The organism is Alloalcanivorax marinus (assembly GCF_016906305.1).
GTDB classification, from domain to species: Bacteria; Pseudomonadota; Gammaproteobacteria; order Pseudomonadales; family Alcanivoracaceae; genus Alloalcanivorax; species Alloalcanivorax marinus.
Genome location: NZ_JADDOL010000012.1, coordinates 92,204 through 106,692, shown reverse-complemented (window position 1 = coordinate 106,692; position 14,489 = coordinate 92,204). Strand labels below are relative to the sequence as shown.

The 14,489-nt window shown below is 64.9% G+C and carries 15 protein-coding genes; 6 read left to right on the top strand and 9 right to left on the bottom strand.

Annotated features, from left to right (window positions below):
* Positions 1 to 39 precede the first annotated feature (39 nt).
* The 7 genes from IM760_RS11810 to IM760_RS11780 all read right to left on the bottom strand — a co-directional run bounded on the left by IM760_RS11810 (position 40) and on the right by IM760_RS11780 (position 6,682).
* Complete coding sequence (locus IM760_RS11810) at positions 40 to 960, bottom strand: SMP-30/gluconolactonase/LRE family protein (protein ID WP_204429507.1); 921 nt, start codon at positions 958 to 960, stop codon at positions 40 to 42.
* Positions 961 to 984: 24 nt separating this feature from the next.
* On the bottom strand, positions 985 to 1,785 hold the full coding sequence (locus IM760_RS11805; protein WP_204429506.1) for an SDR family NAD(P)-dependent oxidoreductase: 801 nt from the start codon (positions 1,783 to 1,785) through the stop codon (positions 985 to 987).
* 108 nt (positions 1,786 to 1,893) lie between these two features.
* Positions 1,894 to 2,673, bottom strand: a complete 780-nt coding sequence (locus tag IM760_RS11800) for an SDR family NAD(P)-dependent oxidoreductase (RefSeq protein WP_204429505.1) — start codon at positions 2,671 to 2,673, stop codon at positions 1,894 to 1,896.
* 22 nt (positions 2,674 to 2,695) lie between these two features.
* Positions 2,696 to 3,463, bottom strand: a complete 768-nt coding sequence (locus IM760_RS11795; protein WP_204429504.1) for an SDR family oxidoreductase — start codon at positions 3,461 to 3,463, stop codon at positions 2,696 to 2,698.
* 130 nt (positions 3,464 to 3,593) lie between these two features.
* Entirely contained in the window at positions 3,594 to 4,625 is a 1,032-nt protein-coding gene (locus tag IM760_RS11790; RefSeq protein WP_204429502.1) for a phosphotransferase, read from the bottom strand.
* Between the two features lie 121 nt (positions 4,626 to 4,746).
* Complete coding sequence (locus IM760_RS11785) at positions 4,747 to 5,955, bottom strand: acyl-CoA dehydrogenase family protein (protein WP_204429500.1); 1,209 nt, start codon at positions 5,953 to 5,955, stop codon at positions 4,747 to 4,749.
* 49 nt (positions 5,956 to 6,004) lie between these two features.
* Positions 6,005 to 6,682 (bottom strand): histidine phosphatase family protein, encoded by a 678-nt coding sequence (locus tag IM760_RS11780; RefSeq protein WP_204429495.1) that lies wholly within the window; start codon positions 6,680 to 6,682, stop codon positions 6,005 to 6,007.
* A gap of 176 nt (positions 6,683 to 6,858) precedes the next feature.
* Between IM760_RS11780 and IM760_RS11775 the strand changes: the two genes are divergently transcribed.
* The gene (locus IM760_RS11775; RefSeq protein ID WP_204429494.1) at positions 6,859 to 7,632 is read left to right on the top strand and encodes an enoyl-CoA hydratase/isomerase family protein; all 774 of its coding nucleotides are present in this window, start codon (positions 6,859 to 6,861) and stop codon (positions 7,630 to 7,632) included.
* Positions 7,633 to 7,743: 111 nt separating this feature from the next.
* On the opposite strand, the gene IM760_RS11770 is transcribed toward IM760_RS11775, so the two are convergent.
* Complete coding sequence (locus IM760_RS11770) at positions 7,744 to 8,370, bottom strand: TetR/AcrR family transcriptional regulator (protein ID WP_204429493.1); 627 nt, start codon at positions 8,368 to 8,370, stop codon at positions 7,744 to 7,746.
* Between the two features lie 259 nt (positions 8,371 to 8,629).
* Between IM760_RS11770 and IM760_RS11765 the strand changes: the two genes are divergently transcribed.
* The 5 genes from IM760_RS11765 to IM760_RS11745 are packed head-to-tail and all read left to right on the top strand — an operon-like array spanning position 8,630 to position 13,572.
* Positions 8,630 to 9,814, top strand: coding sequence for an acyl-CoA dehydrogenase family protein (locus tag IM760_RS11765; RefSeq protein WP_204429492.1), 1,185 nt, complete (start codon positions 8,630 to 8,632; stop codon positions 9,812 to 9,814).
* 25 nt (positions 9,815 to 9,839) lie between these two features.
* Entirely contained in the window at positions 9,840 to 10,925 is a 1,086-nt protein-coding gene (locus IM760_RS11760) for an acyl-CoA dehydrogenase family protein (protein WP_204429484.1), read from the top strand.
* 24 nt (positions 10,926 to 10,949) lie between these two features.
* The gene (locus IM760_RS11755; RefSeq protein ID WP_204429476.1) at positions 10,950 to 11,417 is read left to right on the top strand and encodes a MaoC family dehydratase; all 468 of its coding nucleotides are present in this window, start codon (positions 10,950 to 10,952) and stop codon (positions 11,415 to 11,417) included.
* Positions 11,418 to 11,428: 11 nt separating this feature from the next.
* Positions 11,429 to 12,349, top strand: coding sequence for an SDR family oxidoreductase (locus IM760_RS11750; protein WP_204429475.1), 921 nt, complete (start codon positions 11,429 to 11,431; stop codon positions 12,347 to 12,349).
* Positions 12,350 to 12,369: 20 nt separating this feature from the next.
* A complete protein-coding gene (locus tag IM760_RS11745) occupies positions 12,370 to 13,572 on the top strand; it encodes an acetyl-CoA C-acyltransferase (protein WP_204429474.1) in 1,203 nt (400 codons plus the stop codon).
* A gap of 170 nt (positions 13,573 to 13,742) precedes the next feature.
* On the opposite strand, the gene IM760_RS11740 is transcribed toward IM760_RS11745, so the two are convergent.
* Positions 13,743 to 14,471, bottom strand: a complete 729-nt coding sequence (locus IM760_RS11740; protein WP_204429473.1) for a TetR/AcrR family transcriptional regulator — start codon at positions 14,469 to 14,471, stop codon at positions 13,743 to 13,745.
* Positions 14,472 to 14,489: the final 18 nt, after the last annotated feature.

Genomic DNA, 14,489 nt, shown 5'->3' with positions numbered 1-14,489 from the left:
AACGACGGCATCGCGGCCGACGCCGCGATGCCTCGCCGTTCAGACGTTCAGAAAGTTCAGCGGCAGCCCCGGCCGCTCCCAGGGCATGGATACCAGTTTGCCGGCGCTGGACAGGGTAATGAAGGCGGTGCGCAGATCGGCGCCGCCGAAGCAGATGTTGGTGGTCACCAGATCGTCGGTGGGCACATGGCGGATGCTGGCCCCGTCCGGCGAGAAGATGGTGATGCCGGAATGGTAGATGGTGGCCACGCAGATGTTGCCGTCGGCGTCCACCGCCAGGGAATCGAAGTAACAGAACTCCGAGGGCTGCCCCACCAGGCGCCCCGGCCGGCGCGGCCCCGGCGGGCGCGCCACCTCCCCTTCACCGATGATGTCCATGGCCCACAGCCGGCCCGGCAGGGTATCGGCCACGTACACGGTCTTCTCGTCCGGCGACAGCCCGACGCCGTTGGCGGTGGGAATTGGAAACACCGCTTCACGGATAAAGGAACCGTCGATGCGGGCGTAGTACAAACCGCCCCGGTCCTGGCTGCGGCCCCGGCCCTTGCCCAGGTCGGTGAACCAGAAACCGCCCTGTTTATCGAACACGATGTCGTTGGGGCCCTTGAGCGGCTCACCGTTCACTTCCGTGTACAGCACCTCCACCTTGCCGGTGTCCAGGTCGATGCGCTCGATGCGCCCGCCGGAATAATCCTCGGGCATATCGCCGGGCAACAGCAGCCCGTCCTTCTCGTGGAACTGCATGCCACCGTTGTTGCACACGTAGCAGGCGCCGTCCGGCCCGATGGCCGCGCCATTGGGGCCACCACCGGGCTCGGCGATGGTTTCCTTGCGGCCATCCGGGTGCACCCGGGTCAACCGGCCGGCGGCGATTTCCACCACGATGAAAGTGCCGTCGGGCATGGCGATGGGCCCCTCCGGGAAAAGGAGCCCGTCGGTGATGACTGTGTAGTTGGACATTTTGTTCTCCTTATTCAGCCATCATCAGCCTTTCTCGTTGAACATGGCGATACGCCCGCCGTCCACCACCAGATCATGGCTGTTGATGAAGCTGCCTTCGTCGCTGGCCAGGAACACCGCCGCGAAGGCGATATCGTCCGCCAGGCCGGAGCGCGGCAGCGGCGTGGCCTTGGCCAGATTGGCCTGCAGCTTCTCCATCTTGCGCTGGTTTTCCTCGTCGCTGAGGCTCTGCGCGCGCTGGGAGCCGCCCCAGAAGATCGGCGTGGCCACGGCGCCGGGGGAAATGGCGTTGACGCGGATATTGAATTCGCCCAGTTCGGCGCCGGCCAGGCGGGTCATGTGCGCCACCGCCGCCTTGGCGCCGGAATACAGGTAGCCGCCCTGGTTGAGGCGGTGCCCGGCGATGCTGGCGTTGTTGATGATGCTGCCGCCGCCGGTTTCCTTCATCACCCGGGCGGCATGCTTGATGCCGAACGCCGGCGCGCCGATCAGCAGGCGCATGATGCGCGCGAATTCGGCTTCGTCGAAGGTATCCACGCCGGTACGGTCGCCGGCGCCGGCGTTGTTGAACAGGCAATCCAGGCGCCCGAACCGGTCCACGGTGAAATCCACCAGGGCGGCGATGTCGTCCTCGTTCATGATGTCGGTGCGCTTGTACACGGCGCGCTCACCCAGCTCCCTGGCCAGGGCCTCGCCCTTGTCCTCGGAGCGGCCGGCCAGCACCACGGTGGCGCCTTCCTCGATAAAACGCCGCGCGGTGGCCTCGCCGATGCCGGAGGTGGCGCCGGTGATGATGGTAATCTTGTCCGCCAAACGATTCGTCATGGTTGTTCTCCGAATAAAAAGCGACAAGTCGAAAGTTCAAAGTTAAAAGTTGAAAGGTGGCCAGGTTGCTCCCCTTTTCACTTTCAACTTGTAACTTTCAACTGTTCATTAATAGGCCGAGACACCGCCGTCCACGGCGATGGCCTGACCGTTCATATAGGTATTGGCCGGCGACAGCAGCATCAGCATCACCGCGACGATTTCCTCGGGCTCGCCGATGCGCTTCATGGGGCTGCCGGCGGCCATCATCGCCAGTGTCTGATCCGCCTGGTCGCCACCGGCCAGCCCCTCGCCTTCCAGCATGGGCGTGCGCGTGTAGTAGGGACAGATGGCATTGACGCGGATGTTCTTACGACCGCACTCCACGGCGGCGGTGCGGGTCAGACCGATCACCGCGTGTTTGGAGGCGGCGTAGGCACCGATCTTGGGCCCGCCGCCGATGCCGGCCATGGAGCTGGTATTGAGAATGGCGCCGCCACCGCCCTGGCGCAGGGCGGGGATCTGGTACTTCATGCCGAACATCACGCCTTTCACATTGACGTTCATCTGCTGATCGAGCAGCTCGCCGGTGAGTTCTTCCATGCCCAGAAAACCGTGGGCGATGCCGGCGTTGTTGGCGGCCAGATCGAGGCGGCCGTGGTGCTCCAGGGCGGTGTCCACCAGCGCCTTGCAATCCGCCTCGCTGGACACGTCACAGCGCCGCGCCAGGGCCGTCACGCCCTCGCCTTCCAGGTCCGCCACCAGCTTGTCCAGGGCGTCCATATTCAGGTCGCCGAGCACCAACCGCGCCCCGCGCCGCCCCAGCTCCCGCGCCAGCAAAGCACCAAAGCCACTGGCGGCGCCGGTGATCAGCGCCACCTTGCCGGTGAAATCCAGTATGGGATCCATAGGACCTCTCTCTCAACTGCTTTCAGATGGTGAACCCACCGTCCACCACCACACACTCGCCGGTCACATAGCTGGACGCATCGGACACCAGATACAGCACCGTGCCGGCCATCTCGCGGGGCTCGGCGTGGCGGTGCATGGGAATCTGCGCGATGGCGCTTTTGTAGATGGCTTCCTGTTCGAACAGGGCGCCGGCGAACTTGGTCTTGGTGAGACCGGGCAGCAGCGCGTTGACGCGGATGTTGAACTCGGCGCATTCCTGGGCGAAGGACTTGGTCATGCTGATCACCGCCGCCTTGGAGATCGAGTAGATGCCCTGCATGTTGCCCGGCGACAGGCCGTTGATGGAGGCGGTGTTGACGATGGCGCCGCCGCCGTTTTCACGCATCAGCTTGGCCCCTTCCACGGACATGTAGAAATAGCCGCGCAGGTTCACGTCCACGGTTTTGTCGAAGGCCGCCACCGGGGTGTCCAGGATATGACCGAAGTAGGGATTGGCGGCGGCGTTGTTGACCAGGATGTCCAGCTTGCCTCCGTGGGCCCCTTTGATGTGCTCGAAGAGCGCTTCGATCTGCGCCATCTCACCGATGTGGCAGGCGAACGCCTCGGCGCTGCCGCCGGCGTCGGTGATGGCGTCCGCCACCGCCTGGCAGCCGTCGATCTTGCGGCTGGAGACGATCACGTGGGCGCCCTGCTCCGCCAGCAGTTTGGCGATTTCCTCGCCAATGCCCCGGCTGGCGCCGGTGACCAGGGCGATCTTGCCGTTCAGATCAAACAGGTTGGTGCTCATAAAACTCTCCTGAAAAAGTTGAAAGTTAAAAGTGAAAAGTTGAAACGCGAACCGTGCCGTGCGGCGCCCTATTCCGGCACCCGCGCCCGACCCGCCTTTTAACTTTCAACTTTTAACTTTCTTCTGTTCTTTATGCGCCCTCGCGGACGATTTTCATGGCCATGGCGGCCAGCGGTTCCACCACCTGGGCGGCCCAGCCGGCGCGTTTGCTGGAGGCATTGCCTTCCTGGGCCCGTTTGGCCACGCCCTGGGCGATGGCCGCCAGCCGAAAAAAGCTGAACGCCAGATAGAATACCCAATGGTCGATGCGGTCGATGCCGCGCCGCTCACAGTACATGGCCACGTATTCCTGCTCGGTGGGGATGCCCAGCGCGTGCCGGTCCTTGCCCTGCAGGCCGGACAGATTGCCGCCCTCCGGGGGCATGCGCAGCTGCATGCACTGGTAGGCCAGGTCCGCCAGCGGATGGCCGAGCGTGGACAGTTCCCAATCGAGCACGGCGATCACCTTCGGCTCGGTGGGGTGCCACATCATGTTGTCCAGGCGGTAGTCGCCGTGCACCAGGGACACCTGGCCGTCGTCGGCGGGCTGGTTTTGCTCCAGCCAGGCCATCAGGTCTTCCATGGCCTGGATCGGGTTGATCTCGGACGCGCGGTATTGCTTGGTCCAGCGGCCCAGCTGCCGTTCGAAGTAGCTGCCCGGCTTGCCGTAATCGGTGAGCCCCACCGCGTCCAGGTCCACGTCGTGCAGCGCCGCCAGCACCCGGTTCATTTCCGTGTACATGGCGGTGCGGGCGGCGTTGTCCACTTCCGGAATGGCCGCGTCCCAGAAGATGCGGCCCTGACAGAACTCCATCACGTAGAACATGGAGCCGATCACGTCCCGGTCCTCGCACAGGTGGTACATGCGCGGCACCGGCACGTCGCTGTCGCGCAGGGCGTTCATTACCCGGAATTCCCGGTCCACCGCATGGGCGGACTTGAGCAATTTGCCCGGCGGTTGCCGGCGCAGCACGTATTCTCCGGAGGCCGCCTTGATGCGGAAGGTGGGGTTGGACTGGCCGCCCTCGAATTTCTCCGCGCTCATCGGCCCCTTGAAGCCGGGCACATGCTCTTCCAGATACGCCGTGAGACGGTCGGTATCCAGGGTATCCACCTGGGACATGACACTCCTCCTTAGAAATGGCTGTAGGAGCGGCTTCGGCCGCGAATCGCCGGCGCCATCATCGACGCCCGGCCTTCGCGGCTGAAGCCGCTCCTACGATGTGTTCTTGTCAACGCCGCGTTTATTCGAAGCGCTTCGCCAGATTGCGGCCCAGCTGGGACATGTGCACCTGGTCCGGACCGTCCGCCAGACGCACGGTCCGGGCGTAGGCGAAGAAGCCGGCCAGCGGCGTGTCCTGGCTGAGGCCCACGGCGCCGTGGATCTGAATGGCGCGGTCCACCACCCGGAACGCCATGCTCGGCGCCACGATCTTGATCATGGCGATCAGATCCTTGGCTTCCTTGTTGCCGTAGCGGTCCATGTGATCGGCGGCCTTCAGGGTCATCAGACGGGCCTGTTCGATCTCGCAGTAGCTCTTGGCGATGTCCTCGCGCACGGAGCCCTGCTTGATCAGCGGCTGGCCGAAGGCCACGCGGGTGTTGGCGCGCTCGCACATCAGTTCCAGGGCACGCTGGGCGGCGCCGATCAGACGCATGCAGTGGTGAATACGGCCCGGGCCGAGGCGACCCTGGGCGATCTCGAAGCCGCGACCTTCACCGAGAATAATGTTTCCGGCGGGCACCCGTACATTGTCAAAAATGACTTCCGCATGGCCTTCCGGGGCATCCGGGGAGCCGAGCACGTACATCGGGCGCTTGACGGTGACGCCGGGGGTGTTCACCGGCACCAGAATCTGCGATTGCTGCTGATGGCGATTGGGGTTGTCCGGGTCGGTCTTGCCCATCACGATCATGATCTCGCAGCTCTTGCGCATGGCGCCGGAAATATAGAACTTGCGGCCGTTGATCACGTAGTCGTCGCCGTCGCGCTTGATCGAGGTTTCGATGTTGGTGGCGTCGGAGGAGGCCACTTCCGGCTCGGTCATGGCGAAGGCGGAGCGGATCTTGCCGTCCAGCAGCGGCTTGAGCCATTGCTCTTTCTGCTGCTCGTTGCCGTACTTGGCCAGCACCTCCATGTTGCCGGTGTCCGGCGCCGAGCAGTTGAACACCTCGGCGGCGAAATGGTTGCGGCCCATTTCCTCGGCCAGGGGCGCGTATTCCAGGTTGCTCAGGCCCGGGCTCCACTCACCGTGCTCCTTGGGCAGGAACAGGTTCCACAGCCCCTTGGCGCGGGCTTTTTCCTTGAGCTCGTGGACCACCGCCGGGGTTTCCCAGGGGCTCTTTTGCAGCTGCTCGTGGTAGGTGTGCTCGGCGGGCAGCACTTCGTTGTTGATGAAGGTGCGAACCTGGTTGATCAGGTCCTGGGTCTTTTCCGAATATTGAAAATCCATTGTGGTCTCCGTTGGGAACCCGCGGGCTCCCGGCTGTGGATGATCGGGATCAGCTGTAAGTGATGGAATCGCTGCGGTCTTGCCGGTCCAGGTGCGGCACCTGGTTGAACACCGAAAGGCGGAACACCTTGTCGTTGAAGAAACCCTGGGTAACGCCGGTGTTCCGAATCTGCAGATTGAGCTCCACCACGGTGTCGTCCGCGGTGTCGAGCATATGGCGCATCCACATGGCGATGGCGCCACCGGAGCTGACCACCAGCACCCGCCGGCGGTCCGCGTAGCGCTCCTGGATGTGGGCCATGGCGCCGGCCACCCGCGCCTGGAAACCCGCCCAGCGTTCCGGCAGCGCGCCTTCCAGGCCGTCCGCCTGCCAGCGCTGCATGGCCCGTTTGAGCACCCGGTAGAAGGCGGCGATGGGGGCGCCCTCCGGCGGCGCCTGGTCCGGGTGGGCGCTCAGGTAGGCATCGACGATGCTGTGAAAATCGAATTCGTTGAGGCCCGGCTGCACATCCGCGGCCAGGTGCGTGCCCAACCCCTCCAGAATGCCCTCGCCGGTTTCCACGTGACGGACCAGGTCGCCGGTTACCAGGGCGTCGAAGTCGAGCCCCCGTTCCCGGTAGTACTCGCCCAGCCAGCGCGCCTGCTGGTGACCCAGCTGGGACAGTTTGTCGTAGTTATCGGCCCCGAAGGAGGCCTGCCCGTGACGGACCAGGTAAAACTCGGCCATGAGATAGGGTGCCCTCGCATTGATGGAAACAGCCTAGAGCAGGCCCCTAAGTTAGTGAAATTGATATTTTGCATCCTGGAGAATAAGCCGGGCTTATGGGGAAGAAAGGCTTTATTGCGAAACCCTATTCCGATATTTTCGTGGCTTTATCGTTGGCGAGACTGGGAGACAACAAGATGAACAGCCTGGATCTGAAGAGCGGCTTCGTGGCCGTCACCGAACACGGCGCCCTGCTGGAGGTGACTCTGGACCGGCCGGACAAGCTGAACGCCCTGAGCACGGAGATGTATCTGGACCTGGGCCGGGCGGTGGACCATTTCCGCGACCGCGACGACCTGCACGCCCTGCTGATCGACGCCAACGGCCGGGCCTTTACCGCCGGCAACGACATCGGTGACTTTCTCAACGCCGACCCGGAAGCGCGCCGCAACGGCGAGCTGAGCGCCGCCATGCAGCTGGTGCACCGGCTGCTGGAGCTGGACAAGCCGGTGTTGGCCGCGGTGCACGGCAACGCCACCGGCATCGGCACCACCCTGCTGCTGCACTGTGACCTGGTGATCGCCGCCGACAGCGCCCGCTTCTACACCGCCTTCATCAATCTGGGCCTGGTGCCGGAAGCCGGCTCCAGCCTGATCCTGCCCGGCCTGGTGGGGCGCCAGAACGCCAACCGGCTGCTGCTGGCTGGCGACAGCCTGAGCGCCGACGAGGCCCTGCGCATGGGGCTGGTGGCCTACCGCTGCGGCGACGATGAACTGCGTGAGAAAGCCCTGGAACTGGGCGGCAAGCTGGCCGCCAAGCCGCCCCAGGCCATGCGCTACACCAAGCAGCTCACCCGCCACGGCGCCGACGCCATCCGCGAGCAGATCAAAAAGGAATCGGTGCTGTTTGGCGAGCGCATGTTCAGCGACGAGACCCGGGCGATCTTTGATAAGTTCTTGAACAAAAAATAGACAGCGGCCTGACGGCCTCGATACAGGATGCAGGATACAGGTTGAAGGGCGGGCGCCGTGCCGCCCCCTGTATCCTGCATCCTGTAACCTGTATCGCGGCCAACGGCCGCTTCAACGCGCCACCAGCCCCTGCAGGGCCACGGTGGTGACCTCCTCGATCAGGGCGTCCAGGGCGCCGGGGCCGGTGTCGTAGCGCTCGTGATACCAGTTGATCACCGAGTTGAGCGCCCCCAGCACCGGCTTGATCGCCAGACGCGGCTCGCCGGCGCGCAGGTCGCCCTGCCGGATGCCCTCGCACAGCACTTCCAGAAACACCTGCTCGTAGCGGCGCCGCCGGTTCTGAAGTCGGGTCAGCTGGCGGCGCTGGGCCTCGGTGGTGCTCAGGCGCAGGTGCATCTGCACCCCCTCGGCCACGGCACGCTGGAAGTGCTGGGTCTCGATCAGGGTGGCCACATGGCGCCGCGCCATGGCGTGCAAGCGCTGGGCGGCGGGCAGGTCGCGCTTCAGTTCCGGCTCGATGGCTTCAAACAGCGCGTCCATGCCGCGCTGATGGATCTCGAAGAACAGATCGGTCTTGGAATCGAAATAGTGGTAGACCATGCCCTTGGTGGCACCCAGCCGGCGGGCGATGTCATCGATGCTGGTGGCCTTGAAACCACGCTCCATGAAGGCGCGTGCCGCCGCATCCAGAATGGTATCGCGGGGGCTGGTATCCAGCCCTGCCCGGGGGGATGTCATGCAAAGTCCTCTTTCTGCCTGGCGGGGTCCGAAGCGCATCGTCGTTGAGGCGCAAATGTAGCACGGACGGCCCCCTCTCCGATGTGGCCGTGTGGCCGGTGATGAGCCGCTTTTGCACACGGCATGGTCAATCATGTCATTACCGCCGCGATCCTTGCCGCTTTTCACACTGGACGCCCCGATATGGGGCCAACATACTTTGGGGCCGATTTGCCCAATAAATGAAAAGCTGTTTCATAACAGCTCGGGAGGACCCAAGATGTCGGATCTCGAACAGTTCCGCGCGGAGACCCGGGCCTGGCTGGAAGCCAATTGCCCCGAGGAAATGCGCCAACCCCTGAAAAGCCAGGCCGAGCACTGCTGGGGCGGCCGCAAATGGCAGTTCCAGTCCGAAGCCCAGAAAGTCTGGATGGAACGCATGGCGGACAAGGGCTGGACCGCACCCCAGTGGCCCAAGGAATACGGCGGCGGCGGCCTGAGCCAGGAAGAGGCGGAGGTCCTCGCCGAGGAAATGAAGCGCATCAACGCGCGCACCCCGGTGAGCAACTTCGGCTTCTGGATGCTCGGCCCGGCGCTGCTCAAATTCGGCAGCGAGGAGCTCAAACGCGAGCATCTGCCGCCCATCTGCCGCGGCGAGATCCGCTGGTGCCAGGGCTACTCGGAACCCAATGCGGGCTCCGACCTGGCCAGCCTGCAAACCCGCGCCGAGGACAAAGGCGACCACTTCGTGGTCAACGGCCAGAAAATCTGGACCTCCTACGCGGACAAGGCGGACTGGATCTTCTGCCTGGTGCGCACCGATCCCCAGGCCACCAAGCACAACGGCATTTCCTTCGTGCTGTTCGATATGGAAAGCGAAGGCGTTTCCACCCGCCCCATCGAGCTGATTTCCGGCGAGTCCCCGTTCTGCGAAACCTTCTTCGACGACGTCAAGGTGGACAAACACCAGGTGGTCGGCGAGCTCAACCGTGGCTGGGACGTGGCCAAGTACCTGCTCACCCATGAGCGCAACAACATCGGCGGCGAACCGCCGGGCTTTCTCAAGGGCCGGGCCCTGGGCCCGCTGGCGGCGGAATACGTGGGCACCGAGCACGGCAAGCTGGCCGACGCCGGTCTGCGCGCCGACATCGCCGACCTGGAAATCGACCATATGGCGTTCCAGGCGCTGGTCGGCAAGATCCGCGCCGAAGCGGAAGCCGGCCAGGGCGTCGGCGCCCAGTCCGCGGTGCTCAAGTATTACGGCACCGAGCTCAACAAGCGCCGCTACGAACTGATGATGGACGCCCTGGGCAGCGAAGGCCTGGAGTGGGACAGCGAGCGCACCCAGGGCGGCCTGTTCGCCCGTGAGTGGCTGCGTTCCAAGGGCAACTCCATCGAAGGCGGCACCTCCGAGGTGATGCTGGGCATCGTTTCCAAACGCCTGCTGGGCCTGCCGGACGCCTGAGGCGTCCCGTTCCGGGAGAGAGAATATGAAATTGAACGACGAACAACAGATGCTGCAGGACTCCGTGGCCCGGCTGATGGCCGACAAGGGCCCGGTGTCCCACCTGCGCCAATTGCGCGACGAACACCATGACAAGGGTTACGATGAGCCGCTCTGGCAGGCCATGGTGGAAGCCGGCCTGACCGGTATCCTGGTGCCCGAGGAACACGGCGGCATCGGCTTCGGCCTGGTGGGCGCCGGTCTGGTGGCCCGGGAAATCGGCCGCAACCTGTCGGTCACCCCGTTCCTGTCCACCGCGGTACTGGGCGCCGCCGCCCTGAGCGCCGGCGGCAGCGACGAGCAGAAAGCCAAATGGCTGCCGGCCATCGCCGAGGGCACCGCGATCATCGCGCTGGCCGTGGACGACGGCGCCAAGCACCGCCCGGAACGCCTGCAAGCCCGCGTTGAAGGCGGCACCCTGAGCGGCGAAAAGCGGCTGGTACTGGACGGCCATGTGGCCGACCTGCTGCTGGTGGCCGCCGGCGAAGGCGACCAGGCGGCCCTGTATCTGGTGGACCCCAAGGCCGACGGCGTGACCGTCGAGCGCACCGTGATGGCGGACAGCCGCAACGCCGCGCGCATCCGCTTTGACGGTGTACCGGCGGAAGCCATGGCCGACGGCGCCGCCGCCCTGGCCACCGCCCTGCGCGCCGGCCGCGCGGTGCTGGCCGCGGAACTGTCCGGGCTGGCCCTGGAAGCGTTCGAGCGTACCCTGGGCTACCTGAAAGAGCGCAAGCAGTTCGGCCGTCTGATCGGTACCTTCCAGGCCCTGCAGCACCGGGCCGCCCAGCTCAGCGGCGAAGTGGCCATGAGCGAAGCGCTGGCGATGCAGGCGCTGGATGCCTGTGACCGGGGCGCCGACGACGCCGACCAGCAGGTGCTGGCCGCCAAGGCCAAGGCCGCCCGGGTGGCGCTGCTGGCCGGCCAGGAAGCGGTGCAGATGCACGGCGGCATCGGCATGACCGATGAATTCGACATCGGCTTCTTCCTCAAGCGCGCCCGCGCCGGGGGTGAAACCCTGGGCGACGCCAACTACTGCGCCGACCGCTTCGCGGCCCTGCGCGGTTATTGATTCACGGATTCGGAGAGCACCACAATGTCCAACAACACGCTCAGCCTCGAACAACTGCAAGCCAAGGTCGGTGAAGACCTGGGCACCTCCCGCTGGTTCCCGGTGGACCAGGCGCGCATCGACGCCTTCGCGGATCTCACCGAGGATCCCCAGTGGATCCACGTGGACCCGGAGCGGGCCGCCAAGGAAACGCCGTTCGGCGGCACCATCGCCCACGGTTTCCTGAGCCTGTCCCTGCTGTCCGCCATGTCCATCGACGTGGTGCCGCGCCTGGAAGGCGCGGTAATGGGCATCAACTACGGCCTCGACAAGGTGCGCTTTCTCAACCCGGTGCGCTCAGGCTCGAAAGTGCGCGGCCATTTCAAACTGGCCGGCATCGAACCCCGTGGCGACAATCGCTACCTGATCCGCTACGCGGTCAGCGTGGAAATCGACGGCGTCGAGAAGCCGGCCATCGCCTGCGAATGGCTGGGCCTGACGGTGCTGGGCTGAAGGAGAGATTCATGAGTATCAATTTTGAAGGCCGCGTGGCCATCGTCACCGGGGCCGGTAACGGCCTCGGCAAATGCCACGCCCTGGAGCTGGCCCGTCTTGGCGCCAAGGTGGTGGTCAACGACTTCGGCGGGGCCCGGGACGGCAGCGGCGGTTCCAGCGAGGCCGCCGAGAAAGTGGTGGCGGAAATCACCGCCGCCGGCGGCGAAGCGATGGCCGATGGCGCCGACGTGGCCAACCGCGAACAGGTCCAGGCCATGATCCAGGCGGTGATGGACAAGTGGGGCCGCATCGACGTTCTCATCAACAACGCCGGCATCCTGCGCGACAAAAGTTTCGTCAAGATGAGCGACGACGAGTGGGACAAGGTAGTGGCCGTGCACCTCACCGGTTCCGCCAACTGCAGCCGCGCGGTATGGCCGATCATGCGCGATCAGGGCTACGGCCGCATCGTCATGACCACCTCCACCTCCGGCCTGTACGGCAACTTCGGCCAGGCCAACTACGGCGCCGCCAAGATGGCGGTGGCCGGCCTGATGAACACCCTGTGCCTGGAAGGCGGCAAGTACGACATCAAGGTCAACTGCATCGCCCCCACCGCCGCCACCCGCATGACCGAGGACCTGATGCCCAAGGAAGTGCTGGCCCTGCTGGAGCCCTCGGAAATCACCCCCGCGGTGCTGTTCCTGGCCAGTGACCAGGCCCCCAACCGCCGCATCGTGCTGGCCGGCGCCGGCTGTTACGCCATGGTGCGGCTGATGGAAAGCGACGGCATCTATCTGGATGAAAGCGAACGCACGCCGGACGCCATCGCCGCCCACTTCGACCAGCTCAGCGACATGAGCAACGCCAAGGAAATGCAGAACGGCGGTGACCATGTTTCCAAGATTCTGACCAAAGCCGCCCACGCCAAGGGCATCAAACTGAATTAAACGTAGAGAGCGAGGCCATCATGAGAGAAGCCGTCATTGTTTCCACCGCCCGTACCCCGATCGGCAAGGCCTATCGCGGTGCCTTTAACGACACCCAGGCCCAGGAGCTGGGTGGTCACGTGATCAAGCACGCCGTGGAGCGCGCCAAAATCGATCCGGAAACCATCCAGGACGTGATCATGGGTGCCGCCCTGCAGCAGGGCTCCACCAGCGGCAACACCGCCCGCCAGTGCGCTCTGCGCGGCGGCCTGCCCACCTCCGTGGCCGGCATGACCATCGACCGCCAGTGCGCCTCCGGTCTGATGGCCATCGCCACCGCCGCCAAGGAAATCATCGTCGACAACATGGACGTGGCGGTCGCCGGCGGCCTGGAGTCGATCTCCCTGGTGCAGAACGACAAGATGAACACCTTCCGCGCCCGCGACCCCTGGCTCAAGGCGAACCGTCCGGACATCTACATGAGCATGCTGGAAACCGCGGAAGTGGTCGCCGACCGCTACAACGTGTCCCGCGACGCCCAGGACGAATACGCCTACCAGTCCCAGATGCGCACCGCCAAGGCCCAGCAGGAAGGCAAGTTCGACGACGAGATCGTGCCGCTGACCACCACCATGAAGGTGATGAACAAAGAGACCAAGGAAATTTCCGATAAGGAAGTGACCCTGGCCAAGGACGAAGGCAACCGCCCGGAAACCACCCTGGAAGGCCTGCAAAGCCTGAAGCCGGTGTTCAAGGACGGCCTGGAAATCCAGGAAGGCAAATTCATCACCGCCGGCAACGCCTCCCAGCTGTCCGACGGCGCCAGCGCCTGCGTGCTGATGGAAGCCAAGGAAGCCGAGCGTCTCGGCCTGCAGCCCCTGGGCGCCTACCGCGGCATGGCCGTGGCCGGTTGCGACCCGGACGAAATGGGCATCGGCCCGGTGTTCGCGGTGCCGAAACTGCTCAAGCGCTTCGGCCTGACCGTGGACGACATCGGCCTGTGGGAACTCAACGAAGCGTTCGCCAGCCAGTGTCTGTACAGCCGTGACAAGCTGGGCATCGACCCGGAGAAGTACAACGTCAATGGCGGCGCCATCTCCATCGGCCACCCCTACGGCATGTCCGGTGCGCGCATGACCGGCCACGCGCTGATCGAAGGCAAGCGCCGCGGCGTCAAGTACGTGGTGGTGACCATGTGCGTGGGCGGCGGCATCGGCGCCGCCGGTCTGTTCGAAGTTTTCTAAGCGGCTTCACCGAATCGCCGGGCCCGTCCCCTTTCGGGCCCGGCAACGCTTTGCCGCGTCAGCAGGCCGGTGTACCCCAAATGCGCCGGCCATTATCGAGGTGATGATCGCGCCAACCGGCGCCCCTTCCCAAGTATCTTCACCGCACGAGGGCCGCTGACGCGGCCTTTTTATTGGTCGGACGAACGTTGGCGGGCCCGGTCCTCGCAGATCTCGACCATGCCGGCGGCCATGAAGCGCGCCATGCGCTGCTTTACCGCCTCGAAATCGTCCGACCGGCAGAGCCCGCCGGACAACTTGTCGATGCGGCCGGTGCGCGCCAGGGTCAGCACCAGCGCCCCGGTGACGAAGTGATAGCCCCAGAACACGTCTTCCTCGGCGGCTTCCGGCAGCGCCTTCTTGAGCAGATCGATGAGCCGCAGCACCACCGGATCGAAATGGCGGTCCATCATTTCCGCGCCCCATTCCGGCGTGTTCGCCACCTGGGCGGCGAACGCCGCGTAGTTGCGCCAGCCCTCGCCGCCCTGAATGTAGGTGTCCAGGTCCGTGTCCAGATAGGCGTGCAGGGCGCCTTCCACCGTGGGCCGGCCCTGGCAGGCGCGCTCGTAGTCATCCAGCGCCGCCATGCGCCGGCCGCTGGTTTCCACGGCGCGCCGCGCGAACACCGCGTCGAACAGCTGCTTCTTGTCGTCGAAGTAGTAGTTGATCAGGGTGTGGTGCACGTCGATGCGCTTGGCCACGTCCTTCAGCGTCACGCCGTACAGGCCGTGCTTGGAAAACAGGTACTCCGCCGCGTCCATGATCCGTTCGGTCATTTCGGCGCGCCGTTCGGCGCGGCTCGGGCCTTTGCGGCGGGGCGTCGCCGACGGCTTGCCGGCCGGCTTTTCTCGGGCTGTCATGGTCGATAAAAACTCGTC